This is a genomic window from Pseudomonas sp. NPDC089547 (assembly GCF_050280665.1).
In the GTDB taxonomy this organism is placed as follows: Bacteria; Pseudomonadota; Gammaproteobacteria; order Pseudomonadales; family Pseudomonadaceae; genus Aquipseudomonas.
Genome location: NZ_JBNNVS010000048.1, coordinates 1 through 23,730, shown reverse-complemented (window position 1 = coordinate 23,730; position 23,730 = coordinate 1). Strand labels below are relative to the sequence as shown.

At 62.6% G+C, this 23,730-nt stretch carries 22 protein-coding genes; 9 read left to right on the top strand and 13 right to left on the bottom strand.

Going from position 1 to position 23,730, the window contains the following annotated elements:
- Positions 1 to 25: 25 nt before the first annotated feature.
- The 6 genes from ACQKPZ_RS23735 to ACQKPZ_RS23710 all read left to right on the top strand — a co-directional run bounded on the left by ACQKPZ_RS23735 (position 26) and on the right by ACQKPZ_RS23710 (position 6,368).
- Complete coding sequence (locus ACQKPZ_RS23735) at positions 26 to 1,432, top strand: M16 family metallopeptidase (protein ID WP_427542873.1); 1,407 nt, start codon at positions 26 to 28, stop codon at positions 1,430 to 1,432.
- Between the two features lie 146 nt (positions 1,433 to 1,578).
- Positions 1,579 to 2,613: a DUF5924 family protein gene (locus tag ACQKPZ_RS23730; RefSeq protein WP_427542870.1), complete on the top strand. Its 1,035-nt coding sequence runs from the start codon at positions 1,579 to 1,581 to the stop codon at positions 2,611 to 2,613.
- Between the two features lie 277 nt (positions 2,614 to 2,890).
- The gene (locus ACQKPZ_RS23725; protein WP_427542867.1) at positions 2,891 to 4,024 is read left to right on the top strand and encodes an ABC transporter permease; all 1,134 of its coding nucleotides are present in this window, start codon (positions 2,891 to 2,893) and stop codon (positions 4,022 to 4,024) included.
- Positions 4,021 to 4,812: an ABC transporter ATP-binding protein gene (locus ACQKPZ_RS23720; protein ID WP_391132007.1), complete on the top strand. Its 792-nt coding sequence runs from the start codon at positions 4,021 to 4,023 to the stop codon at positions 4,810 to 4,812. Before ACQKPZ_RS23725 ends, ACQKPZ_RS23720 begins: the two co-directional genes overlap by 4 nt.
- A 3-nt stretch (positions 4,813 to 4,815) precedes the next feature.
- Positions 4,816 to 5,754: an MlaD family protein gene (locus tag ACQKPZ_RS23715; RefSeq protein ID WP_427542864.1), complete on the top strand. Its 939-nt coding sequence runs from the start codon at positions 4,816 to 4,818 to the stop codon at positions 5,752 to 5,754.
- Positions 5,751 to 6,368, top strand: a complete 618-nt coding sequence (locus ACQKPZ_RS23710; protein ID WP_427542862.1) for an ABC-type transport auxiliary lipoprotein family protein — start codon at positions 5,751 to 5,753, stop codon at positions 6,366 to 6,368. Before ACQKPZ_RS23715 ends, ACQKPZ_RS23710 begins: the two co-directional genes overlap by 4 nt.
- Positions 6,369 to 6,526: 158 nt before the next feature.
- Here the strand turns inward: ACQKPZ_RS23710 and ACQKPZ_RS23705 are convergent, their stop codons facing one another.
- The 6 genes from ACQKPZ_RS23705 to ACQKPZ_RS23680 form a co-directional block, all read right to left on the bottom strand.
- On the bottom strand, positions 6,527 to 7,756 hold the full coding sequence (locus tag ACQKPZ_RS23705; protein ID WP_264361335.1) for a nucleoside recognition domain-containing protein: 1,230 nt from the start codon (positions 7,754 to 7,756) through the stop codon (positions 6,527 to 6,529).
- Between the two features lie 259 nt (positions 7,757 to 8,015).
- Complete coding sequence (gltP, locus tag ACQKPZ_RS23700; RefSeq protein ID WP_427542859.1) at positions 8,016 to 9,344, bottom strand: glutamate/aspartate:proton symporter GltP; 1,329 nt, start codon at positions 9,342 to 9,344, stop codon at positions 8,016 to 8,018.
- Between the two features lie 745 nt (positions 9,345 to 10,089).
- On the bottom strand, positions 10,090 to 10,560 hold the full coding sequence (locus tag ACQKPZ_RS23695; RefSeq protein WP_391131998.1) for an inhibitor of vertebrate lysozyme family protein: 471 nt from the start codon (positions 10,558 to 10,560) through the stop codon (positions 10,090 to 10,092).
- Positions 10,561 to 10,562: 2 nt separating this feature from the next.
- Positions 10,563 to 10,724: a DUF1328 domain-containing protein gene (locus tag ACQKPZ_RS23690; RefSeq protein WP_003252966.1), complete on the bottom strand. Its 162-nt coding sequence runs from the start codon at positions 10,722 to 10,724 to the stop codon at positions 10,563 to 10,565.
- Between the two features lie 42 nt (positions 10,725 to 10,766).
- Positions 10,767 to 11,057, bottom strand: coding sequence for a hypothetical protein (locus tag ACQKPZ_RS23685; RefSeq protein WP_391131996.1), 291 nt, complete (start codon positions 11,055 to 11,057; stop codon positions 10,767 to 10,769).
- A 174-nt stretch (positions 11,058 to 11,231) separates the two neighbouring features.
- Entirely contained in the window at positions 11,232 to 12,053 is an 822-nt protein-coding gene (locus ACQKPZ_RS23680) for a BON domain-containing protein (RefSeq protein ID WP_427542856.1), read from the bottom strand.
- Between the two features lie 209 nt (positions 12,054 to 12,262).
- On the opposite strand from ACQKPZ_RS23680, the gene algB reads away from it, so the two are divergent.
- A complete protein-coding gene (algB, locus tag ACQKPZ_RS23675) occupies positions 12,263 to 13,609 on the top strand; it encodes a sigma-54-dependent response regulator transcription factor AlgB (protein ID WP_391131993.1) in 1,347 nt (448 codons plus the stop codon).
- On the top strand, positions 13,606 to 15,387 hold the full coding sequence (locus ACQKPZ_RS23670; RefSeq protein ID WP_427542853.1) for a KinB sensor domain-containing domain: 1,782 nt from the start codon (positions 13,606 to 13,608) through the stop codon (positions 15,385 to 15,387). Before algB ends, ACQKPZ_RS23670 begins: the two co-directional genes overlap by 4 nt.
- Before the next feature lie 121 nt (positions 15,388 to 15,508).
- Here the strand turns inward: ACQKPZ_RS23670 and ACQKPZ_RS23665 are convergent, their stop codons facing one another.
- From ACQKPZ_RS23665 to ACQKPZ_RS23635, 7 genes are all read right to left on the bottom strand, one after another.
- The gene (locus ACQKPZ_RS23665) at positions 15,509 to 17,113 is read right to left on the bottom strand and encodes an EAL domain-containing protein (RefSeq protein WP_427542850.1); all 1,605 of its coding nucleotides are present in this window, start codon (positions 17,111 to 17,113) and stop codon (positions 15,509 to 15,511) included.
- A 78-nt stretch (positions 17,114 to 17,191) separates the two neighbouring features.
- Entirely contained in the window at positions 17,192 to 17,980 is a 789-nt protein-coding gene (locus ACQKPZ_RS23660; protein WP_427542847.1) for an N-acetylmuramoyl-L-alanine amidase, read from the bottom strand.
- An 80-nt stretch (positions 17,981 to 18,060) separates the two neighbouring features.
- The gene (locus tag ACQKPZ_RS23655) at positions 18,061 to 19,989 is read right to left on the bottom strand and encodes a diguanylate cyclase (RefSeq protein ID WP_427542844.1); all 1,929 of its coding nucleotides are present in this window, start codon (positions 19,987 to 19,989) and stop codon (positions 18,061 to 18,063) included.
- Positions 19,990 to 20,016: 27 nt separating this feature from the next.
- A complete protein-coding gene (locus tag ACQKPZ_RS23650) occupies positions 20,017 to 20,871 on the bottom strand; it encodes an endonuclease/exonuclease/phosphatase family protein (RefSeq protein ID WP_391131983.1) in 855 nt (284 codons plus the stop codon).
- A gap of 11 nt (positions 20,872 to 20,882) precedes the next feature.
- Complete coding sequence (gene dsbA, locus ACQKPZ_RS23645; protein WP_427542841.1) at positions 20,883 to 21,515, bottom strand: thiol:disulfide interchange protein DsbA; 633 nt, start codon at positions 21,513 to 21,515, stop codon at positions 20,883 to 20,885.
- Between the two features lie 329 nt (positions 21,516 to 21,844).
- The gene (locus tag ACQKPZ_RS23640) at positions 21,845 to 22,462 is read right to left on the bottom strand and encodes a c-type cytochrome (protein WP_427542838.1); all 618 of its coding nucleotides are present in this window, start codon (positions 22,460 to 22,462) and stop codon (positions 21,845 to 21,847) included.
- Positions 22,463 to 22,493: 31 nt separating this feature from the next.
- Positions 22,494 to 22,796, bottom strand: a complete 303-nt coding sequence (locus tag ACQKPZ_RS23635; RefSeq protein WP_391132045.1) for a c-type cytochrome — start codon at positions 22,794 to 22,796, stop codon at positions 22,494 to 22,496.
- 193 nt (positions 22,797 to 22,989) lie between these two features.
- Between ACQKPZ_RS23635 and yihA the strand changes: the two genes are divergently transcribed.
- A complete protein-coding gene (yihA, locus tag ACQKPZ_RS23630) occupies positions 22,990 to 23,622 on the top strand; it encodes a ribosome biogenesis GTP-binding protein YihA/YsxC (protein ID WP_019099202.1) in 633 nt (210 codons plus the stop codon).
- The last annotated feature ends 108 nt before the right edge of the window (positions 23,623 to 23,730 follow it).

Genomic DNA, 23,730 nt, shown 5'->3' with positions numbered 1-23,730 from the left:
CGTACCTGAGGACCCAAGCTCGCCCATGCGTTGCCTGATGTTCGTTTGCCTGCTGATCTGCAGCCTGCCCTCATTGGCCCTCGACCGCTCCCGGGTTGAGGGCTACCTGTTGCCCAACGGGCTGCAGGTCATCCTGAAAAACGGCTACGAACGCGACCATGTGGCGATCCGCCTGGTGGTCGGGGTGGGCCTGGACGACTTCGATTGCGAGCAGAAAGAGCTGCCGCACCTGCTTGAACACTTGCTGTTCAGCGGCATCGACGAAACCGGCGAGGGCGGCCTGGAAGAGCGCCTGCAATCGCTGGGTGGCGAGTGGAATGCCTACACCAGCAGCGCCGACACCACCTTCGTCATCGAGGCCCCGGCGCGCAACCAGCGCAAAGTACTCGACCTGCTGCTGGCAGTCATCCGCGACACCCGTATCGACGCCAAGGCCCTGGCCACCGCCAAGCGTATCATCGAACGCGAGGATGGCGGCCACTATGGCCACCTGCAACGCTGGCTAGACCGTCAAGACATCGGCCACCCGGCCAGCGATCAACTTGCGACCGAACTGGGCCTGAAATGCCCTGAGCGCTCCAACATCGACGACATGACCCTGGAGCAAGTACAGGCCCTGCGCGAACGCTGGTACGCCGCCAACAACATGACCCTGATCATGGTCGGTGGCCTCGACCGCCTGCTGCCGGCCTACCTGGAGCGCACGTTTGGTGAGCTACCCGCCACCGAACCGGAAGAACGCCGCAACCTGGAGAGCATCACCCAACAGGCTGAGCAGCGGCGCGACCTGACCCGCGGCTGGCTGGGCGATAGCGTCAAGCTGCACTGGCTGTTCATCGAGCCCGTGCTGGACAACGACCACCAGGCCACCCTCGACCTGCTGTCGCGGTATCTGGACTGGGCCTTGTACGACCAGCTGCGCCTGCGCAACGGGCTGTCCTACGGCCCTTCGGTACAACGCGAGAGCTTTGGCGACACTGGCCTGCTCAGCCTCAATGCCGACCTGGAACGTGATGACATCGACAAGGCGGTCGAGGTGATGCAGGGCTTGTTCGACCACCTGCGCAAGGAAGGCCTCGACCCGGACACCTTTGCCCGCATCAAGGACGCCAGCGCGGCCAAGGAAAGCTGGAGCACCCAAGGCAACAGCGCCCTGGCCGACTACTACTGGGGGGCGCTGAACGACTATACCGACGGGCGTTTTGCCAACCCGGTGCGCAAGCTGCGCCAGGTCAGCCTGGAGCAGGCCAATGAGGCGTTGAAGGACCTGCTGAAGGAAGACGGATATGTACGGATCGAGAAGCCGCTGCTGGGTTATGACGAGCTTTACGGGCTGGTCGCCTTGCTGGTGGGGCTGATTCTGGCGGCGGGGTTGCTGCGCTGGCGCCGGCATGGGCCTGAACGGCCGAGTGGTGCTACACGGCAGCGGTGAATCGGCGGTATCCTTTTGCCAGTACCGGCCCTTTCGCGGGCTCGCCCGCTCCCACAATGATCGCGTTAACGCCGAACCCTGTGGGAGCGGGCATGCCCGCGAAGAGGCCGGCACAGCCACCCCATTCCTCCCTGTTGTAGCCCCCAATGCCCCAAATCCCTCAAGTCGCCCTGCGCATCATCGAACTGCTCAAACGTTACCCCGGCATCATCGCGCTCGGCGGTTTCCTCTCCGGTATCGGCAGCTTCATCCTGGTCGACCGCCAGGCCGGCCTGGCCAGCTGGGTGGCCGTGCTCATGCTGGTGAGCTGGGTGTGGCTGATGCTGGAAAACACCCTTACCGGCCTGTTCGCACGTACCTTCAACCGCGAAATCCCGCAGCCGCTGCTGCGTTACGCAACACAGATGATCCACCAGGAAACGCTGTTCTTCGTGCTGCCGTTCTTCTTCATCACCACCACCTGGAACAGCGGCCAGCTGGTGTTCACCGGTCTGCTCGGCGCAGCCGGCCTGATCTCGATCACCGACCCGCTGTACTACAAGTGGCTGGCTCCGCGCCGCTGGCTGTTCCTGGCGCTGCATACCCTGACGTTGTTCGCCGCGCTGCTGACCGCGCTGCCGATCATCCTGCACCTCACCACCGCGCAAAGCTTCAAGCTGGCCCTGATTGCGGCCATGGTTTTGTCGTTCCCCAGCCTGGCCAGCAGCTTCCCGATCAACACCTGGCGCCGCGGCGTGGCCTTGGTGCTGGTTACCCTGTCGGTCGGTGCTGGCGGCTGGCTGCTGCGGTCGTGGGTGCCACCGGCAACCTTGTGGATGACCGACGTAGCGGTAAGTACCGAAGTCATCAACCGCCAGCCAGGCGAATCGCTGGACGAAATCGCCGCCAGCCGCATCCGCAGCAGCGGCCTGTACGCCTACACCGCCATCAACGCGCCACGCGGCCTGAACGAGCGGATTTACCATGTGTGGCAAAAGGACGGTAAAGAGGTCGACCGCATTGCCCTGGATATCCATGGCGGGCGCAAGGAAGGCTACCGGGCCTGGACCCACAAGCAGAACTTCCCGCCAAACCCGGTGGGCAAATGGCAGGTGAGGGTGCTGACCGAGGATGGCCAGGTGATTGGCGTACTGCGCTTCAGAGTTGTCGACGACACGCCAGCGCCCACATTGAACAGGTAGAAGCGGCCCCTGTGGAAGCAGGCGCGTCGAGGCGTCGAACCGCCGCGAAGAATCCAACGCGCTGCATGGCACCGGCTGCGCCGGTGTTCGCGGGCTTGCCCGCTCCCACAGGGTCCCTGCTAAATCAGTAAGTGATGTGCAGTTCTGTGGGAGCTGGCTTGCCGGCGATGGGCCGCAAGGCGGCCCGCAACGCACCCAAACACAGCACATAATCACCAAACAGCCCATGCCTGCTGCGCTATGATCAGCCCTTAAGCCTTAGCGCCGAGTCAAATGCATGGAGCCTGTGACCACCCCCAGCGCCACCCTGGACGCCAGTCGCCAACCGGCCTGCCTGCGCATAACCGGTGACTGGACCCTGGCGCACTACGCCAGCCTCAAGCGCGAGAGCGAGCCTCTGCGCGCACAATTCACTGCCGACACCGTCGCCGACCTCAGCCAGCTGGGCCGCCTGGACACCGCAGGGGCTTCACTGCTGGCCGAGCTGCTCGGTTCCGAGCGTTTGTCGCACTGTACCGAGGACTTGCCCGACGCCACCCGCGCACTGCTCAAGAACGTCTACTGTTCGGTCCAGGACTATTGCATCCCGATCAAGGAGCCCGAGCGCAACGTACTGCTGATGCTGCTGGAACGCATCGGCCGCGCCGTCGGCACGCTGTGGCAAGACACCATGCAGTTGCTTGGCTTCGTCGGCGTAATCCTCGAGACCTTGCTGCGCCGCGCCCTGCAACCGCACCGCTGGCGCATCACCCCGGTCGTGGCACACATCGAACAGACCGGCCTGGATGCCGCCCCCATCGTCGCCTTGCTTACCTTCCTGGTCGGCGCGGTGGTGGCCTTCCTCGGTGCCACGGTGCTGGCCGCGTTCGGCGCAACCATTTTCACCGTCGATCTGGTGGCGTTCTCGTTCCTGCGCGAGTTCGCCGTACTGCTCACAGCCATTCTCATGGCCGGCCGCACTGCCAGCGCGTTCACCGCACAGATCGGCTCGATGAAGGCCAACGAGGAAATCGACGCCATCCGCACACTGGGCCTGAACCCAATGGAGCTGCTGGTGGTGCCACGGGTACTGGCACTGCTGATTTCGCTGCCCTTGCTCACCTTCATCGCTATGATCTGCGGCATCGTCGGCGGCGCAGTGGTCTGCGCCCTGTCGCTGGACATCTCGCCGGCCATGTTCCTGTCGCTGCTGCAAAGCGACATCGGCGTGCAGCACTTTCTGGTGGGCCTGGCCAAGGCGCCATTCTTCGCCTTCCTGATCGCCGCCATCGGCTGCCTCGAAGGCTTCAAAGTCAGCGGTAGCGCAGAATCGGTGGGCGCACACACCACCTCGGCGGTGGTGCAGTCGATTTTCGTGGTCATCGTGCTGGACGCCGTGGCCGCCCTGTTCTTCATGGAGATGGGCTGGTGACTGATCGGGAAAACGTGATCGAAGCCCGTGGCCTGTGCAACCGCTTCGGCCGACAGGTGGTGCATGAAAACCTGGATCTGGACCTGTACCGAGGCGAAATCCTGGCTGTGGTCGGTGGTTCGGGCAGCGGCAAGTCGGTACTGCTGCGCAGTATTATCGGCCTGCGCCGGCCCAACGAAGGGCTGATCAAGGTATTCGGCCAGGACCTTGCGGGCCTGCGCGAAGAACAGCGCTCACTGGTCGAACGGCGCTTCGGCGTGCTGTTCCAGAAGGGCGCGCTGTTCTCTTCGCTGACGGTGACCGAAAACGTCGCCTTGCCCTTGATCGAGCACGCCGGGCTGTCCCGCGCCGATGCCGAGCACCTGGCCGGTGTGAAGCTGGCCTTGGCCGGGCTGCCCATCTCGGCCGCCGACAAGTACCCGTCCTCGCTTTCGGGGGGCATGATCAAGCGTGCGGCGCTGGCCCGCGCCCTGGCACTGGACCCGGACATCCTGTTCCTCGACGAGCCCACCGCCGGCCTGGACCCGATCGGCGCCGCCGCATTCGACCAGTTGATCCTGACCCTGCGCGATGCCCTGGGCCTGTCGGTGTTCCTCATCACCCACGACCTCGACACCCTGTACACCATCACCGACCGCATCGCGGTGCTGTCACAGAAAAAGGTCCTGGTGGCCGGCCCGCTGGCCGAGGTCGAGCAGACCAACGACGCCTGGATTCAAGAATACTTTCATGGCCCTCGCGGGCGCGCAGCCGAACAGGCCGCCAGCCGTGCCGGGCAGGAGCGCTGAGCAATGGAAACCCGAGCCCATCACGTTCTCATAGGCCTTGTCACCGTTCTGGTGGTGGCGGGTGCCATGCTGTTTGGCCTATGGCTGACCAAGTCCAGTGTCGATGACGCCTTCAAGGATTACGAAGTGGTGTTCAACGAAGCCGTTTCCGGCCTGTCACGCGGCAGCCCGGTGCAGTACAACGGCATCAAGGTGGGCGATGTGTCCACCCTGCGCCTGGACCCGAACGACCCCCGCCGGGTACTGGCCCGGGTGCGCCTGAGCGGCGACACCCCGGTGAAGGAAGATACCCAGGCCAAGCTGACCCTGGCCGGCGTCACCGGCAACTCGTTCATCCAGCTCAGCGGCGGCACCCCGCAAAGCCCAGAACTCAAGGGCAAGGACGGCAAGCTGCCGGTGATCATCGCCTCGCCGTCGCCGATCTCGCGCCTGCTTAACGACAGCAGCGACCTGGTCACCAACATCAACCTGCTGCTGCACAACGCCAACCAGATGTTCTCCGAGGACAACATCGGTCACCTCAGCAGCACCTTGGCCAACCTCGACAAGACCACCGGAGCATTCGCCGGCCAGCACGGCAGCATTGCCGAGGCCATCGAGCAACTGGTGCAGGTGGGCAAGCAGGCCAGCGCCACCCTGGCCGAAACCCAGGCGCTGATGCGCAATGCCAACGGCCTGCTGGGCAGCGAAGGCAAACAGGCAATCGGCAGCGCCGAGCAGGCCATGCAGTCGCTGGCCGAAAGCACGGCCACCATCAACAATCTGCTGAAAAACAACAGCGAGGCCATTGGCGACGGCGCCCAGGGCCTGAACCAGCTCACGCCTGCCATTCGCGAACTGCGCGAAACCCTTAACGCACTCAAGGGCATTTCCCGGCAACTGGAGGCCGACCCGAGCGGCTATCTGCTCGGCCGCGACAACAACAAGGAGTTCCAGCCATGAAACCGTCGCTGCGCCTGTTGGCCCTGGCAGCCTCACTGAGCCTGGCCAGTGCCTGCTCGATCCTACCGAAAAGCGAACCGGTAGACCTCTACCGCCTGCCGGTTAACCAGCCCAGCCGCACGGCAGCCCCACTGGACTGGTCATTGCGCCTGAACAAGCCACTGGCCAGTGAAGTATTGGCCGGCCCGCGCATTGCCGTGATTCCTCAGGGCGATGTGGTCAGCAGCTACAAAGGAGCCCGCTGGAGCGATGCCGCCCCGGTGCTGCTGCGCAACCGCCTGCTCGATGGTTTCCAGCGCGATGGCCAGGTACAGCGCCTGAGCGCCGACGACAGCAACCTGCAGGCCGACTACGAGCTGGCTGGCGAGCTACAAGCCTTTCAGAGTGAGTACCGCCCGGGCGGCGCGGTGGAGGTGGTGATTCGCTACGACGCGCGCCTGGTTCAGGGCCGCACCCAGCGCATCCTCGCCAGCAAGCGCTTCGAAATCCGCCAGCCGCTGGCTGACAGGCAGGTGTCAGCCGTGGTCGCCGGGTTTGGTCAGGCGTGTGATCAGCTGAGCGGGCAGGTGGTGGGGTGGACGATTGCACAGGCGGCCAGCGTTGCCGCTCGCTGAAACGCAAACCGCGCTTTTGTAGGAGCGGCCTTGTGTCGCGATGGGGCGCGAAGCGCCCCCGGTTTTTCAGCAGCTATGCACAAATTGCCGGGGCCGCTTTGCGGCCCATCGCGACACAAGGCCGCTCCTACAAGAGACCGCGCATGCCGTGCAAAAACTTAGGCGAAGAACCAGTAGCAGACGAAGATCGCTGCGACCACGCCTGAGAACTCGGCCAGCAGTGCGCAACCGACCGCGTGACGCACGCGCTGGATACCCACCGCGCCAAAGTACACGGCCAGCACGTAGAAGGTAGTTTCGGTACTGCCCTGAATCGTCGCCGCCACCAAGGCGGGGAAGCTGTCCACGCCTTGGGTCTGCATGGTCTCGATCAACATGGCCCGTGCTGCACTGCCGGAGAACGGCTTGACCAGCGCGGTGGGCAGGCCCTCGACGAAGCGAGTATCCAGGCCCATCCAGTTCACCGCATGGCGGATACCGTCCAGGGCCAGCTCCAGGGCGCCAGAAGCACGCAGCACACCGACCGCCACCAGCATCGCCACCAGGTAGGGCAACAGGTTCTTGGCGACATCGAAGCCTTCCTTGGCGCCTTCGACAAAGGCTTCATACACCTTGACCCGCTTCAGGGCACCAATCACCAGGAACAGCATGATCACGCCGAACAACGTGAGGTTGCCCAAAATCGACGACAGGCTGGCCAGCGCGGCGGCCGACAGGGTGCCGAGGAAGGCCATGAAACCGCCCAGCAGCAAAGCGCCGGGGATGAAGTAGGCGAGCACCACCGGGTCCCACAGGCGCAGGCGCTGCATCACTGCCACCGACAGCAGGCCGACCAGGGTCGAGACGCTGGTCGCCAGCAGGATAGGCAGGAACACCATGGTCGGGTCTGGCGCGCCCTGCTGGGCCCGGTACATGAAGATGGTCACCGGCAGCAGTGTCAGCGACGAGGCGTTGAGCACCAGGAACAGGATCTGCGCATTGCTCGCGGTGGTGCTGCTGGGGTTCAGCTCCTGCAGCGCACGCATGGCCTTCAGGCCAATCGGCGTGGCCGCGTTATCCAGGCCCAGGCCGTTGGCGGCGAAGTTCATGGTGATCAGGCCCAAGGCAGGATGACCAGGTGGCACTTCCGGCATCAGGCGGGCGAACAGTGGGCCCAACACCTTGGCCAGCCATTCTACGATGCCGGCCTTTTCAGCGATCTTTAGAAAGCCCAGCCACAGGGTCAGCGTGCCGAACAGCAGCACCATCACCTCGACCGACAGCTTGGCCATGGCGAAGATGCTTTCGACCATTGCCGCGAAGATCCCGGCATTGCCACCCACCAGCCATTGGGCCAGGGCGGACACTGCCGCCACCAGGAAAAAGCCGAGCCAAAGGCCGTTGAGCATCCGTGTGTTCCCCCTGAAAAATGCCCGAATGATAGCGTATTCCGAAGCTTACCCGGTCCTCTGTAGGAGCGGCCTTGTGTCGCGAAAGGGGTGCGCAGCGCCCCCAAAATTTCAGCTTCGCTGCACAAATTGCCGGGGCCGCTCTGCGGCCCTTTCGCGACACAAGGCCGCTCCTACAAGAGTCCGCGACCAACTCAAGATCTCACAGACAACAAAAAGCCCCGACAAGTCGGGGCTCTTGGTCAAACAGCTATCAGGCTTAGCGCTTGGCGGCTTCACCGACCACTGCAGTTTCCTGCTTGCCGGCCATCAGCGAGGCGTAGTACTTCTCGCCCTTGGCCGCATCGTACATGCCTTCCCAACGCGCGATGACCAGTGCAGCCAGGGCGTTGCCTACAACGTTCAGCGCGGTACGGGCCATGTCCATGATGCGGTCGACACCGGCGATGAAGGCCAGGCCTTCCAGCGGGATGCCCACGCTGCCCAGGGTGGCCAGCAGCACCACGAACGACACGCCCGGTACGCCAGCGATACCTTTGGAGGTGACCATCAGGGTCAGTACCAGCAGCAGCTGCTGGCTCCACGACAGGTCGATACCGTACAGCTGGGCAATGAAGATGGCCGCGATGCTCTGGTACAGGGTCGAACCGTCCAGGTTGAAGGAGTAGCCAGTCGGTACCACGAACGAGCAGATCGACTTCGGTGCACCGTACTTCTCCATCTTCTCGATCACGCGCGGCAGCACGGTTTCGGAGCTGGAGGTGGAGTAGGCCAGGATCAGCTCATCTTTCATGATGCGCATGATCTTGATCACCGAGAAGCCGAACACGCGGGCAACCAGGCCCAACACCATGAAGGCGAAGAACGCGATGGCGAAGTACACCAGCAGCACCAGCTTGGCCAGCGGCAGCAGCGAGCTGAAGCCGAAGTTGGCCACGGTCACGGCAATCAGGGCGAACACGCCGATCGGGGCGTAGTTCATGATCATGTGGGTGACCTTGAACATGGTTTCCGATACGGCCTGGAAGGTGCGTACCAGCGGGTCACGCAGCTCTGCCTGCAGGCTCGACAAGCCCAGGCCGAACATGACCGAGAAGAAGATGATCGGCAGCATTTCGCCACGCATCAGCGCTGCGAAGATGTTCGACGGGATCAGGTTCAGCAGGGTCTCGATGAAGGCGTGCTCATGCTGCACCTCGGCGGCAGTGGCCTGGTACTTGGAGATGTCCACGGTACCCAAGGTGCTCATGTCGATGCCGGCGCCCGGGTGGAACAGGTTGGCCAGCACCAGGCCGACAACGATGGCGATGGTGGTCACCACCTCGAAGTAGATGATGGTCTTCAGGCCGATGCTGCCCAGTTTCTTCGCATCGCCAACCCCGGCGATACCCACGATCAGCGACGAAATCACGATCGGGACGACGATCATCTTGATCAGGCGAATGAAGATGTCACCGGCGGGCTGGAGGACGTTGCTGATCCACCAGGCCTTTTCCGCGCTGAAGTGGTTCAGCAGCGCGCCGATTGCAACGCCCAGGACCAGACCGATGACGATCTGCCAGGCGAGGCTCAGTTTTGCCTTCTTCATGTCTTTACCCTTTGTTCTAGTGGTCATGGCACCGGACGAAAACGCCCGTGACAGAGCGGTTGGCAAGGTCACGGGCCGTAGATCATTCCATCCGGCGACTTCATGTAAGGACAGCGCAGGCGAGCAACAGGGCGCTCTGGCCAGCGAAAAAGGCGGCAACTATTGCGATGGGGAAGGGGGAAATCTAATGCCGGAAACGCATACCCTATGCAGTTTACGCATACGAATCTGCACTAAAACCGCTCGCCCGTAAGTACTTGATTTATAACGTTCGGAATCCCGAACAAGGCCAAACCGCCATATTTAGGCAGATTTGACGGTAGGAAAAGGGCGCAGAAGATGGCTTGTTCGACAATCCGAATGGCGGAAATGACACTTGAAGAAGCGCCATTGAGGTCGAAAAAAAGTTGATGTACGGTCGAGACAAAATGTGTCTCAAGGGGAAAATCGCGCAAGGACCGCAGCGACTCTGGATGGCTCCTCGGAAGTCAGGTCTGGCCAGGTATCCCCTATGACACCGCCGACCTGATACTTCCGATTCCGCCTTTCCTGACCCGGCCCATCGCTGGAGGCACTCCCTGTACCCCTAGGCCACTCCGATCCTGCAACAATCAGAACAGCCCGGCCCCTTGGTCATGTGCAACCCCTCCTCGGGGCGGCGCATCATAGAAGGCTGAAATATAGAAAGGTTCAGCTTCTATTACGTGACAGTCGGTGACCTTTCATCAGTACCCGCAATAAATGCTCAGTACCAGTTCGGGTCACGCTTGAGCTGCTCCTGCAGCATCGCTTTCATGCCGTCGTCCGGTTCGCCCAGCCAGCGGTACTGCGCATGGCGGGTGGGCGACTTGTCGCTCGGCAAGCCTTCGGGTACCTCCACGAGCATCCCGTAGGCATCATCCTTGTCCCAGCTGAACGCAACGATCAGCCGCTTGTAAGTGCACTTGTCCTGCGCCTCGCACAGCGGGCCAACCAGGTACTTGTCGCCATCTTCGGTAACGGCGGACATCTGCTGCTGGGCACTGCCGGTCAGATTGACCACCCAATCGGGCAGGCGTTCCTCGCCTTTGATCGTGTCCTGCCAGGTTTCCCGGTACTCCGGGTCCGAGCCGAGCAGCTGGTCGACCCGGACCTGGCCGTCATTGGCCGCCATCGCCGCCGCACTGCCGCCCAGCAACAGGGCGGCAGCCAGGGCTGCAGTAAGCTTCCTGCCCATCTTCAACCTCGTCCACGTCCAAAGAAGAAGGAAGCTACGAACAGCACCAGGAAGACAATGAACAGGATCTTCGCGATGCCCGTCGCAGCGCCGGCGATACCACCGAAGCCCAGTACGGCAGCGACAATGGCGATGATGAGGAAAGTGATAGCCCAGCTCAGCATGGTGGTTCTCCTTTCTTTTTCAGAATCGGTCCGGCCGGCAGGTCAGAAGACCCAGCGGTCCTGGGGTACTACAGTTTCCAGGGTGGCCGGCGAGGCAGTGGCCTGGCCGGCTGGCAATGGGTCAGCGGCTTTGACCAGGGTGTTGGCACGGGAAGCCTGAATTTGCGTCAACAGGGCAGTCTGCGCTGCCACTTGCTCAGCCAGACGCGCGGTCTGCCAGCTGTAGTAGAAGAGGCCAGCGGCCAAGGTCAGCAGCAGCGCCATGCCGAGTGACAGCATCTGGCGCAGGGGCAGTGCGGCGTTCTGCGAGCGGTTGACGGATTGGCGGTTCATGCCGGCTCCTCCTGCTGTAATTTTTGTTCAAACCTGAACAGGTAATTGCAGCCTGCATGCCAGTATTTTTATTTTTATAAAATTCTTATAAATCAATCACTTACATAAGATCAAAGCAATCGCCGGGCACGTATACTGCACGATGCCGCCCCTGTGGTCGTGCGAATTGCACGATCAGCCTTCAACCTTGGTCGCCACCTTGAGCAGGTCGGCATCCACCCCGCGCACGCCAATGATCTGCCGGGCAATCTCCACAGCGATGGTTTTTTGCTCGGCACTGACCACCTCGCCCGACAGCCGTACCATGCCTTCTTCACTGGCGACTTTCAGGTTCAGGCCATCGAGGTTGCGGCTGAAACGGTAGCTGTTCTGGATCTTGTCGATGATCCAGCTGTCGCTTGGCTGCGGACCGGTTGGCGCCCCTACCGGGCTTTCACGGGCCTTGGCCATGGCGGCGGTATCAAGGCTGACCAGGTTGTTGACCAGGTGCACACCATCGGTGGTGCGGGCCACCACACCGGCCAGTTCCTTGGCTTCGGCACTGTCGACCTTGCCGCGCAAGGTCACCACGCCTTCACTGCTTTGCACTTCTATGGGCGCCTTTTCGGTAGTGCGGCTCCACAACAGCCGGGCACGGATCACCGCCGCCAGGGTGGCGTCCTCCAGGCGTTGGGCGTAGGCACGTAGCTCCAACGGACGCTCAACCAGCTGGGCGTTGACCTGCAGCTGGTTTTCCACTTGTTCGATGCCCCGTGTGGCACGGGCCACATCTTCGGCAAGCTGCCGCTCGACCTCGTTCTCCACCTCGCCGGAAAGCCGTGCCTGCTTGCCGTCAACTTCAACCCGGATGCGGAACGGGTCGAGCATACGGTTCAGCGACAGGGCGGTTTGCAGGGCGCCTTCCAGGCGCGCGTCCTGCACAGGGTCGGCGAATGCCGGGGTTAATACTGGCAACAATGTGGCTGCCAACACGGCGGTACGGAAGGAAAATGGCATGTCAGTGCCTCGCTTTTAGGCAAAAGGTGAAAATCATCGCAACCAATGTGCCACCGCTGCCTCTAAGCAAATCATCGGAATATCGCGGCCTGCAGGCAGCATTTGGCCATTGGCTAGCATGCAAAGGACAGAATCCTTCAGAATTGACCATGCAACTTGCCCGATTTTTCCCACACTAATTGAAGACCTACCCCTAAGGAGCGCAGGAAATGGAATCAGCCCAGGACAACCAAGGCCGCATTCTGCTGGTGGATGACGAGTCCGCGATCCTGCGCACCTTCCGCTATTGCCTGGAAGACGAAGGCTATAGCGTGGCCACGGCCAACAGCGCCGCCCAGGCCGAAGCGCTGTTGCAGCGCCAGGTGTTCGACCTGTGCTTTCTGGATTTGCGTCTGGGCGAGGACAACGGCCTGGACGTACTGGCGCAAATGCGCATCCAGGCACCCTGGATGCGCGTAGTGATCGTCACTGCACACTCGGCGATCGATACGGCGGTAGACGCCATCCAGGCCGGCGCTGCCGATTACCTGGTCAAGCCATGCAGCCCCGACCAGTTGCGCCTGGCCACCGCCAAGCAGCTGGAAGTACGCCAGCTTTCGGCACGCCTGGAGGCCCTGGAAGGTGAGGTGCGCAAACCCAAGGACGGCCTCGACTCGCACAGCCCGGCCATGATGGCGGTGCTGGAAACCGCCCGCCAGGTCGCCACCACCGACGCCAACATCCTCATCCTGGGTGAATCCGGCACGGGTAAAGGCGAGTTGGCCCGTGCCATCCATGGCTGGAGCAAGCGCGCGCGCAAAGCCTGTGTGACCATCAACTGCCCGTCGCTGAACGCCGAACTGATGGAAAGCGAACTGTTCGGCCACACCCGCGGGGCTTTCACCGGCGCCAGCGAAAGCACCCTGGGCCGGGTAAGCCAGGCCGACGGTGGCACGCTGTTTCTCGACGAGATCGGCGATTTCCCGCTGACCTTGCAACCCAAGTTGCTGCGCTTCATTCAGGACAAGGAGTACGAGCGCGTTGGCGACCCCGTGACCCGGCGCGCCGATGTCCGAATCCTGGCGGCCACCAACCTCAACCTCGAAGAAATGGTGCGCGAAAGCCGCTTTCGCGAAGACCTGTTGTATCGCCTGAACGTCATCACCTTGCACCTGCCCCCGCTGCGCGAACGCAGTGAAGATATCCTGACCCTGGCCGACCGCTTCCTCGCCCGCTTCGTCAAGGAGTACTCCCGGCCCGCTCGGGGCTTCAGCGATGAAGCACGTGCGGCCCTGCTCAACTACCGCTGGCCCGGCAACATTCGCGAACTGCGTAACGTGGTGGAGCGGGCCAGCATCATCTGCCCACAGGAACGTGTGGAAATCAGCCACCTGGGCATGGGCGAGCAGCCTGCCGGCAATGCCCCGCGCGTGGGTGCCGCGCTAAGCCTGGACGAACTGGAGCGCGCGCACATCGGCGCAGTGCTGGCCACCAGCGACACCCTTGACCAGGCCGCCAAGACCTTGGGCATCGACGCGTCCACCCTGTACCGCAAGCGCAAGCAGTACAACCTATGAAGTGGCCGCCCATGAAGCTGCGCACGCGGCTTTTCCTGAGTATCTCGGCACTGGTCACCGTGGCCTTACTCGGGTTGCTGCTGGGCCTGGTCAGTGTGCTGCAGATGGCCACCGTGCAACAGCAACTGGTGCGCGACACCACCCACGCCCTGGAAGTGGGGCTGAAGCTGCGGCAGAACCTTGGCGAACAGTTGACGCTCATCCTGGATGAAGACACCGCCCCGGAAAACCTGCGGCTGCTGCAGGACAACTTCCAGGCCCTGCTTACTCAGGGCCTGGAGCAGGGCGGCGAGCGCACCGGTTTCAGCAAGGCCAGCAGTAACTATCAGGCCTTTCTCCAGGCTTACCGCGACAGCCCTGCACCGGCGCGTAGCATGGGTGTGGAGCAGCCGCTGGGCGCCGCGTTCAACCAGGTGCGCACCGACCTTATCGACTCCCACAGGCAGGCCCTGGACCTGATAACCCGCAACGAGGAACACACCCGTGACCGCGCCCTGCTGGTCAGCGGAGTACTTGGCCTGATGGGCCTGGTGGTGCTGGTGCTGGGCTTCATCACCGCGCACAACATCGCCCGCCGCTTCGGCCAGCCGATCGAAGCCTTGGCCAAAGCGGCCGACCAGCTGGGCAAGGGCAACTTTGACGTCACCTTGCCCGTCACCCAGGCCACCGAACTGAACCAGCTGACCCGCCGCTTCGGCCTCATGGCCGATGCCTTGCGCAGGCACCAGGCCACCAACGTGGATGAGCTGCTGGCCGGCCAGCAACGCCTGCAAGCCGTGCTGGACAGCATCGACGATGGCCTGCTGATCATTGACCGCCAGGGCCGCCTGGAACACCTTAACCCGGTGGCGCAGCGCCAGTTGGGCTGGAACGACAGCCGCGTGGGCAGCGGCTTGGCCGAGGCCCTGCGGCGACCGGAGCTGGAGCAGCAGCTGCGCCAAGTATTGCGCGGCGGTAGCCTGGACCGGCCACCGGAAGACCTGAACATGGAGGTGGATGAAGAAACGCGCCTGCTTACCTACAGCCTGACGCCGGTCAGCCACCCGCAAGGGCCGATCCTGGGTGCGGTGATGGTGCTGCACGATGTCACCGAACAACGGGCCTTCGAACGCGTGCGCAGCGAATTCGTGCTACGCGCCTCCCACGAGCTGCGCACGCCGGTAACCGGCATGCACATGGCCTTCGGCCTGTTGCGCGAGCGGGTCAAGTTCCCACCCGAGGCGCGCGAGAACGACCTGCTGGAAACCATTGGCGAAGAAATGCAGCGCCTGACCCAGCTTATCAACGACCTGCTCAACTTCAGCCGCTACCAGAGCGGGCTGCAGAAGCTAGACCTGGCACCCTGCGCCCTTGATGAACTGCTGGAGCGGGCGCAGCTGCGCTTTGCCGAGCAGGCGGCAAACAAACAGATCGAACTGGTCAAGGCGCTGGAACCACCGCTGCCACGCATCCAGGCCGATGTCGCCCAGCTGGACCGCGTACTGGACAACCTGTTGCACAATGCCATCCGCCATACCGCCAACGGCGGGCGAATCCGCCTGCATGCGCGGCGGCATGCGGAACGGGTAATCATCAGTGTTGAGGACAACGGCGAAGGTATTGCCTATGGGCAGCAGGGGCGCATCTTCGAGCCTTTCGTGCAGGTAGGGCGCAAGAAAGGTGGCGCTGGGTTGGGGCTGGCGCTGTGCAAGGAGATCGTGCAGTTGCACGGCGGGCGCATGGGCGTGTTTTCCCGGCCGGGGCAGGGGACACAGTTCTACATGGCCTTGCCGGTTTGAGTATTGCCTGTACCGGCCTCTTCGCGGGCACGCCCGCTCCCACAGAGGTAGCGTCGCACCTCAGACTTGTGCAGTACCTGTGGGAGCGGGCTTGCCCGCGAAGAGGCCGGTACAGGATGTCTCAATGTTCCACCCGCCGCGGCAGCTGCCCGCGGGTTACCAGCTCGGCAAACTGCCGGGCGTTCAGCGGCCGGGCAAACAGCCAGCCCTGGCCGTAGTTGACCCCTTCACTGTTCAGCAGCACCGCCTGGTCTTCACATTCGATGCCCTCGGCAATCACCCGCAGGTGCAGGTCATGGGCCATGCGGATGATATGCGGCGCAACGCCGCTGCTGGCGGCATCGTGGCCCAGTGCATCGATGAACGCCTTGTCGATCTTCAGGCAGTCCACCGGCAGTGTCTGCAAGTACGCCAGGCTGCAATAACCCGTACCAAAGTCGTCGATCAGCACCTGATGCCCCACAGCACGCAGCGCCTGCAGGTTGTCACGGGCAACCACCACGTCGACCAGGCCACGCTCGGTTACCTCGAAGGCGATCTGGCTGGGCGCCACTCGATGCAACGCCAACAGGCGCGCCGCCACCCGGCCAATGCGCGGCACCATCACATCGCAGGCGGCCAGGTTCACCGATATGTACAGCTTGGGATGCGAGCGCAGCAACTGCCCCAGCTGTTCGAGCACACGCTGCAGGACAAAATCGGTAATCTGGCGAATCTGCCCGGTATTTTCTGCCAGGGGGATGAACAAGTCCGGACTGGTCAGGGTGCCATCCGGGCGTCGCCAGCGCACCAGTGCTTCAGCCCCCACGCAACGTCGGCTGTCGAGTTCGAAGATCGGTTGGTAGAGCACCTGCAGTTCCCCACGGCGCAAGGCATTCTGCAACTCCGAACTCATCGAGCGCCGTTGCAGGATCAGCTGCAACACCAGCCAACCGATGCAGCAGGCCGCCAGTACGCTGCCGGGGAACAGCAGCCAGAGCATGCCGTTCATCCTTATTGGCAGGCTGGCCCGCGGGGCAATCAGCACCAGTTGGTAATCCGGCGACTTGGTCGGCATGCGGTAGATCAGGCGGTCACTGAGTTCGAGCAGCGACTTGTGGCTGGTCGACCAGGCCGAGGGCGGCGGCCAAACCTGTGGCGGGCCCAGCACGGGGATGGCCCGCGCGCCGTTGTCCAGCACCACCACCAGGCTGCCGCCCGGAGGCAGGTCAACCACGTCGGTGAGGTGGCCGCGGGAGGTGGAGACCACGAAATTGCCCCGCCCCAGCATCAGCGCAGCCAGGTTTTCGTTCGGTTCGGTGGTGGTGTTCAACCAGTAACTGTAGGTCGGCCCCTGGATGTCAGGTGCCCGCAGGGGCTCGAACGCACGCTCATCGCCACGGTTGGAGCAAGCGACGTTACCGTCCACATAAGCCGCTTCATAAATGAAGCGCGAACTCAGGCCAACCTGCTGCAATGCAGCCTGCATCGCTGGGCTGCAGCCACGCAAGGGCTGTGCCTGCAACAGGTCTACCCCCTCACGCAACTGGCCGAACACCTGTTCGAGGCGATCGAGAAAACGCTCGCCCTGTGCGTTCATCTGTTCGCTCTCGCTCTGCTTCATCTGCTGCAAGGCAATGCCGATGCTGGCAGAGAGCAAAAGTGCTGCGCTGGCCAATGCTGCCAAGGTGGCCAGCATCCAGGGGCGGTAAAAAAATTGGCGCAACGTAGAAATGAGAGCTGACATCGAAGGCATCCAGTTGATTACCAAGGTATAGCAACTGAATGCAGAATCATCCTCGCCGTTGGGCGCCTCACTGCTGGCTCAACGCATTCGGTTCAGCACCTGCAGCATTGCCGCCGTCTGCACATCCGGCATGCCATCGAAACGCTGCGGGCGGAAACGCATCTGGAACGCGGCAATCACATGGCGGGTGGCATCATCCAGCACGCCGGTCTGCTCGATCTGATAGCCAAACCGCGCCAGTTCCTGCTGGTACCAACCAATGCTTGGCGGGTTGACGCTGAAATACGCCTGCTGGCGTGCTACTGCGTTGGCATCGGGCCAGATACCCAGCCCCGCATCGGCCAGGCGCTTCCAGGGGAACAGTGGCCCCGGGTCCAGCTTGCGTGATGGTGCGATATCACTGTGGCCAATGATGTGCCGCGGTTCGATGTTGTTACGTTTGACGATGTCCTTGAGCAACGCGATCAGCGACTGGACCTGCGCTTCGCTGTAAGGGTGCCAGACCCGGCCATTCGGCGTGTCGGTGAACCCCGGGTTGACGATCTCGATACCAATGGACGAAGAGTTCAGCCAGGTGCGCCCCTGCCACTGGCTATCACCGGCATGCCAGGCACGGCGGTTTTCATCCACCAATTGGTACACCGTCGCCGGGCCATCGCCAATCAGGTAATGGCTGCTGACCTCACCGTGGGTAAGTAACGCCAGGGAGCGCTCCAGCGACGCATTGGTGTAATGCAGCACAACGAACTGGATACGGTTGTCCTGGTTGGCCGAGGGGTGGCTGCGGTCGATGCGCAGGCCCGTCGAGCAACCGGCGACAGACAACAGCAAAAAGGAAATCAGCGTTTTTTTAAGCGTGGAAAGCACGTCAGTGGCCTCAGCGAATGAGCGCTACAGTATAACGTGCTCCCCATGGCTGCGCTTACCGCGGGTCAGGGTTCGCAGGGCTAGCCCTGTTCCACGCGGTTACGCCCCAGCTCCTTGGCCCGGTACAGCGCCGCATCAGCGCGCTTGAGCACCTGGTCACCGCGCTCGCCAGAGCGGAACGCACCCACGCCGATGGACGTGGTGATCACCACCCGCTCGCCCTTGAAGTGAAACGGGCAGGCTTCCACCGTTGCCCGCAGTACCTCCGCCACCTGCGCGGCGGCCGCTGGCGACGTTTGCGGCAGTAGCAGGACAAATTCCTCACCACCGAAACGGGCGATGAAGTCTCGACCGCGCAGGCGTTTGCGCAGTTGGTCGGCGACAATCTTCAGTACCTTGTCCCCGGCCAGGTGCCCGTAGCTGTCGTTGATGCGCTTGAAGTGATCCAGGTCGAGGATCGCCATGGCCAGATGGCCACCGTTCTCCTGCCATTCGAGTATTTCGCGTTCGACCCGCTCGCTCCAGGCTGCACGGTTGGGCAGGCCGGTGAGGGGGTCGAGCAGGGCTTTCTGGCGCTGTTCTTCCAGGTGCTCGCGGTAACCGAGCGCCTCATGTTCCATGTTCGCCACCCGCTCGGAGAGCCCTTGCAGGCGACCGGCCAGTTCCTGTTCGCGACGATCGCGCTCATGTTTGTGCTCGTCCATGGTAACCAGCAGGCCTTCCAGGCGGTTATCCAGGATGTGCTTGAGGCTGCCCACATCCGCTGCGCCTTGCACGCTGCTTTGCAGGCCGTCGACGTGCTCACGCAGTTGGGTATCCAGCTCGCGGGCAGCGGTGCTGTTGTCGGCATGGCCGGCGCTGGCCTCCTGCAAATGGCTCTGGAAGCCTTCCAGGCGTTCGTTGAGCTGCTGCAGGTAGGTTTCGAATTCGTGCTGGCCACTGTCGGTGATTGCCAGCATGAGCACCGCCAGGTCATCCAGCACCGGGATCAGCTCATACCAGTTCAGGCCACGGGCAACCCGCTCGCGCATTTCCAGCGCCTGGGCCTTGTGCCGCTCGGGCAGGCTGAGGTCGTCGAGCAGGCCGATCAGGGTCTGCTCGATGTGCGCGGCAACCTGGCTGTAGGGCGGCTCGACGGCATAGGGCAGGGCGTAGGGCCCGTCTTCGCCGAACGTCTCTTCGAGCGTGGGTGCCGGTTGTGCTTCTGCCAGGGGTTCGTCGATGGACGCTTCCGGTTCCGCCACTTCAACCTCCAGCGGCGGCTGGAAGGCGGGTATTTCAGTCGTTTCGATCAGCGCCGGGCCCGCTACCTCACGCTCCGGCAGGGGCGTCAGGCTTACTTCAGCGGCAGGGGCTGCCAACGGTTGTAGCGCATCCACATCATCGGGCTGCAGGGCTTCGATACTGGCCTGTGCAGCCTGAGGTGGCACTTGGGCGGCAGGTGCTGTTACCGGCACAGGCACTGGTTCGCCTTGCGGGTCGTCTTCGCGGCTACCGAACAAGCGCTGCAAAAAGCCTGGCCGGGTTTCATCCTCCGGTTTGCCAAGTGCTGAAAGGGCACGGCCCTGCAAGCCACTCAATTCACCCAGCAAGGGCGGCAGGTCGCGGGATTGGGCAACTCCACCATCGAGTTTTTTGGCCAGCTTCTTCAAGGGCCGCGAGATATCGCTGGGCAGCGGCAAGCCTTGCAGTTGGCCGACCAGCGCAGTCAAGGCGTCGCTGACCTGGTTCATGCGGGTTTCACGGCGCTGTTCGGAGTCCAGCACCGCTTTTTCCAGGCGCGGGATCAACCCGGCGAGGCCGGCGTCCATGTTCTCGCTGCGAATGACTTCGCGCATTTCCTTCATGCACGCGTCCACTACCTTGTCACTGCCTTCGGCAGCCAGGCTGCTACGCACCAGGCCACGGCGCAGCAGGTCGAGACGGGCGTCCCAACGGCGCTCGAGCTTTTCTTGCTGCTCGATGCTCTTAAGGTATTTTTCTTTCCAGCGCTCAGCGTCTTCAGTCATGCCCGGGTCCGCAAACGGTGATGGCAATTAGCTCAAGACCGGCAGCGTATCCACAGTCAATGCATCAGGCAATCGAATCTCGACAGCAACGGGAAGGTGGTCGGAAATTGGCCGTGCCAGCACCTCGACACGCTCCAGCGTGAGGCTTGGGCTGAGCAGGATATGGTCCAGGCAACGCTGGGGTCGCCAGCTAGGGAAGGTGGCCTCGACTTGCGGGGCAATCAGGCCCAGGTCGCGCAGCGGCGAGTGCTCCAGCAGGTCGGTGGCATGGGTGTTCATATCGCCCATCAGCACCTGGTGACGGTAGCCGCCAATCAGCTCACGGATGTAACCCAGTTGCAGGGCGCGGGTCTTGGCACCGAGCGCCAGGTGCATCATCACCACGATCAGCGCATCTTCACCCTCACCAAAACGCACAAGGATCGCCCCGCGGCCGGCAGGGCCGGGCAACGGGTGGTCTTCAAGCAACTGCGGCTTCAGGCGGCTGAGCACACCATTGCTGTGCTGGGCGAAACGCCCGAGGTTGCGGTTGAGTTGCTGGTACCAGTAGGGGAAGGCCCCCAGTTGAGCCAGGTGCTCGACCTGGTTGACGTAACCTGAGCGCAGGCTGCCACCATCGGCTTCCTGCAAGGCCACCAGGTCGAAGTCGCCCAGCAAATCACCGATTTTCTGCAGGTTGCCGGCACGCCCGTTATGCGGCAGCAAGTGCTGCCAGCTGCGGGTCAGGTAATGCCGGTAGCGTTCAGTGCTGATACCCACCTGGATGTTGAAACTGAGCAGCCGCAGGCGACCATCCTCGGGCAGGCCGGAGGCCTGCAGGTGATGCTCGTTGACCTGCGGCTGGTGCAGGCCAATGCCACGCGTAGCTCTGAAGCGGGGCATGGTTACGCCGCCTACTTGGCGGCGCGCTCCTTGTCGATCAGCTGGTCGGCGACGTTCAGCACGCCTTCCGGCCCGCCAGCGGTACCCAGGTCGAAGCGGTACTTGCCGTTGACGACCATGCTTGGTACGCCGGTGATTTCGTACTTTTTCGCCAGCTCTTTGGCCTGGTTGACCTGGCCCTTGATGGCGAACGAGTTGAAGGTGGCGAGGAACTTGTCCTTGTCCACGCCCTGGGTGGCGAGGAAATCGGCCATGTCCTGCGGGTCGGTCAGGCGCTTGCGCTGGTTCTGGATGGCATCGAATACTGCGGCATGCACCTTGTGCTCGACGCCCATGGCTTCGAGGGTGAGGAACATCTGGCCGTGAGCGTCCCATGGGCCACCGAACATGGCCGGTACGCGCTTGAAGTTGACATCCTTGGGCAGTTTTTCGACCCATGGGTTGATGACCGGCTCGAAGTGGTAGCAATGCGGGCAGCCGTACCAGAACAGCTCGACCACTTCGACTTTGCCAGGCACGGAAACCGGAACAGGGTTGCTCAGCTCGATGTATTCCTTGCCAGCCACAGGCTCGGCGGCCTGGACGGCAGTCATACCAAATACGCTGGCGGCGACCAGCGCAGCGCTGAGAATCAGTTTACGCATGCTTTACTCCTGAGCATTCATGGGTCGCCACGACGGGACCAATACTGGGACAGGTCGGGAAGGGCGCGAGTTCTGTAGTGTAACGGCAGCGGACGGAAAAAAGGGCGGTCCAGCCGCCCTTTCATCATTGGCCTACAACATTAACTGAAAGTTAATACGCCACGGCACTCGCTGTCGGACGCCGTCCTTGTAGGAGCGGCCTTGTGTCGCGATGGGCTGCGCAGCAGCCCCGACAATTTGTGCTGGTTCCGGGATCCTGGGGCTGCTACGCAGCCCATCGCGACACAAGGCCGCTCCTACAGGGACCGCGTTACCAGAACTGCCCGGCCTTAATGCAAGCCCTGGATGTAGCTGGCCAACGCTTCGATGTCGTGGTTGCTCAGCTTGCCGGCGATGGTGCGCATGGTCATCGCGTCGCCATCGTTGGTGCGGTTACCTTCGCGGAAGTCGGTCAGCTGCTTGGTCACGTACTGCGAGTGCTGCCCACTTAGATGCGGGAAGCCGGCCAGGGCAATGCCCGCGCCATTCGGCGAGTGGCAGCCGGTGCAGGCCGGCATGCCTTTCTCCAGGTCGCCGCCATTGAACAGTGCGCGGCCACGTTCGACCAGCTGGGGATCGGCAGCACCCACGCTGCCTTTCTGGCTGGAGAAGTAGGCGGCGATGTCGGCCAGGTCCTGGTCGCTGAACGCGGCGAGCATGCCGGTCATCTCCAGCACCGTGCGCTTGCCCGACTTGATATCGTGCAATTGTTTTTCAAGGTAACGCTGGCCCTGGCCGGCCAGTTTCGGGAAGTTCGGTGCCAGGCTGTTGCCGTCGGGGTTGTGGCAGGCGCCACAGACGGCCGTCTTGGCCTGGCCGGCGGCGGCATCGCCTTTGACAGGTTGCGCAGCAGTGGCCGCACCTGCGACACCCAGGGTCAACAGCAGACTCACGACTAGTTTGTTCATCAGCTAATCCAACACGGCTAAGGGTGAAATGTTATGTATCGGGACTGCCGCTCATCCAAAGGATGACCAAACGGTAGTCCTCGGCACTGCAGTCCATGCACAATCCACGCGGCGGCATAGCCTTGAAACCCTGGGTGACGTGCTTAACCAGTACATCCATGCCTTGCGCCAGCCTTGGCTCCCAAGCTGCCCGGTCACCCTGCCTGGGTGCCTGTGGCAACTGCCCGGTGTGACAGGCCGCACACGTGCGGTTGTACAACACCTCGGGATCCTGTGTAGCCTGTGCGCTGAAATACGGCAGGAACATACCGACAGCTAGCAGCCATTTCGCCAGGCGAAACGACCTGACAGGGTTGGGGGACGCGCTGCGTTCTGATGCGCAAGCTATAGTTCGGCACCCCATGCCCGCTCTCCTTCGCTGGGAGAATGGGCACACAAAAACTGGGGCATTATATACTTCTGTCAGCCAAACGGAAACGACACCGCTTGCCGGCCTAGGCTTTGGCAACACCCACATCGGATATCCCATGCAAGTCAAGAACCCCATCCTCGGCCTCTGCCAGAAAGCCAAATTCGCCCTCAGCGCTGCCAAGGTCGAACAATGCCCGGACGACCAGGGTTACGAGGTGGCTTTCGCCGGCCGCTCCAACGCCGGCAAATCCAGCGCCCTCAACACCCTGACCCATGCCAGCCTGGCGCGTACCTCGAAAACCCCTGGGCGCACCCAGCTGTTGAATTTCTTCAGTCTGGACGATGAACGGCGTTTGGTCGACCTGCCGGGCTACGGTTATGCAAAAGTGCCGATTCCGCTCAAGCAGCACTGGCAGAAGCACCTGGAAGCCTACCTGGGCAGCCGGGAGTGCCTGCGTGGCGTGATCCTGATGATGGACGTGCGCCACCCGATGACCGACTTCGACAAGATGATGCTCGACTGGGCCAAGGCCAGCAGCATGCCGATGCACATCCTGCTGACCAAGGCTGACAAGCTGACCCACGGCGCGGGCAAGAACACGTTGCTGAAAGTGCAGTCGGAAATCCGCAAGGGTTGGGGTGATGGCGTGACCATCCAGCTGTTCTCGGCACCCAAGCGCCTAGGTGTGGAAGATGCCTACCGGGTGCTGGCGGACTGGATGGAGCTGGAAGACAAGCCAGTGGCCTGAGGCCCTGCACCGCTCTCTGTAGGAGCGGCCTTGTGTCGCGATGGGCTGCGCAGCAGCCCCGGCAATTTGTGCTGGCTCCGAGATCCTGGGGCTGCTGCGCAGCCCATC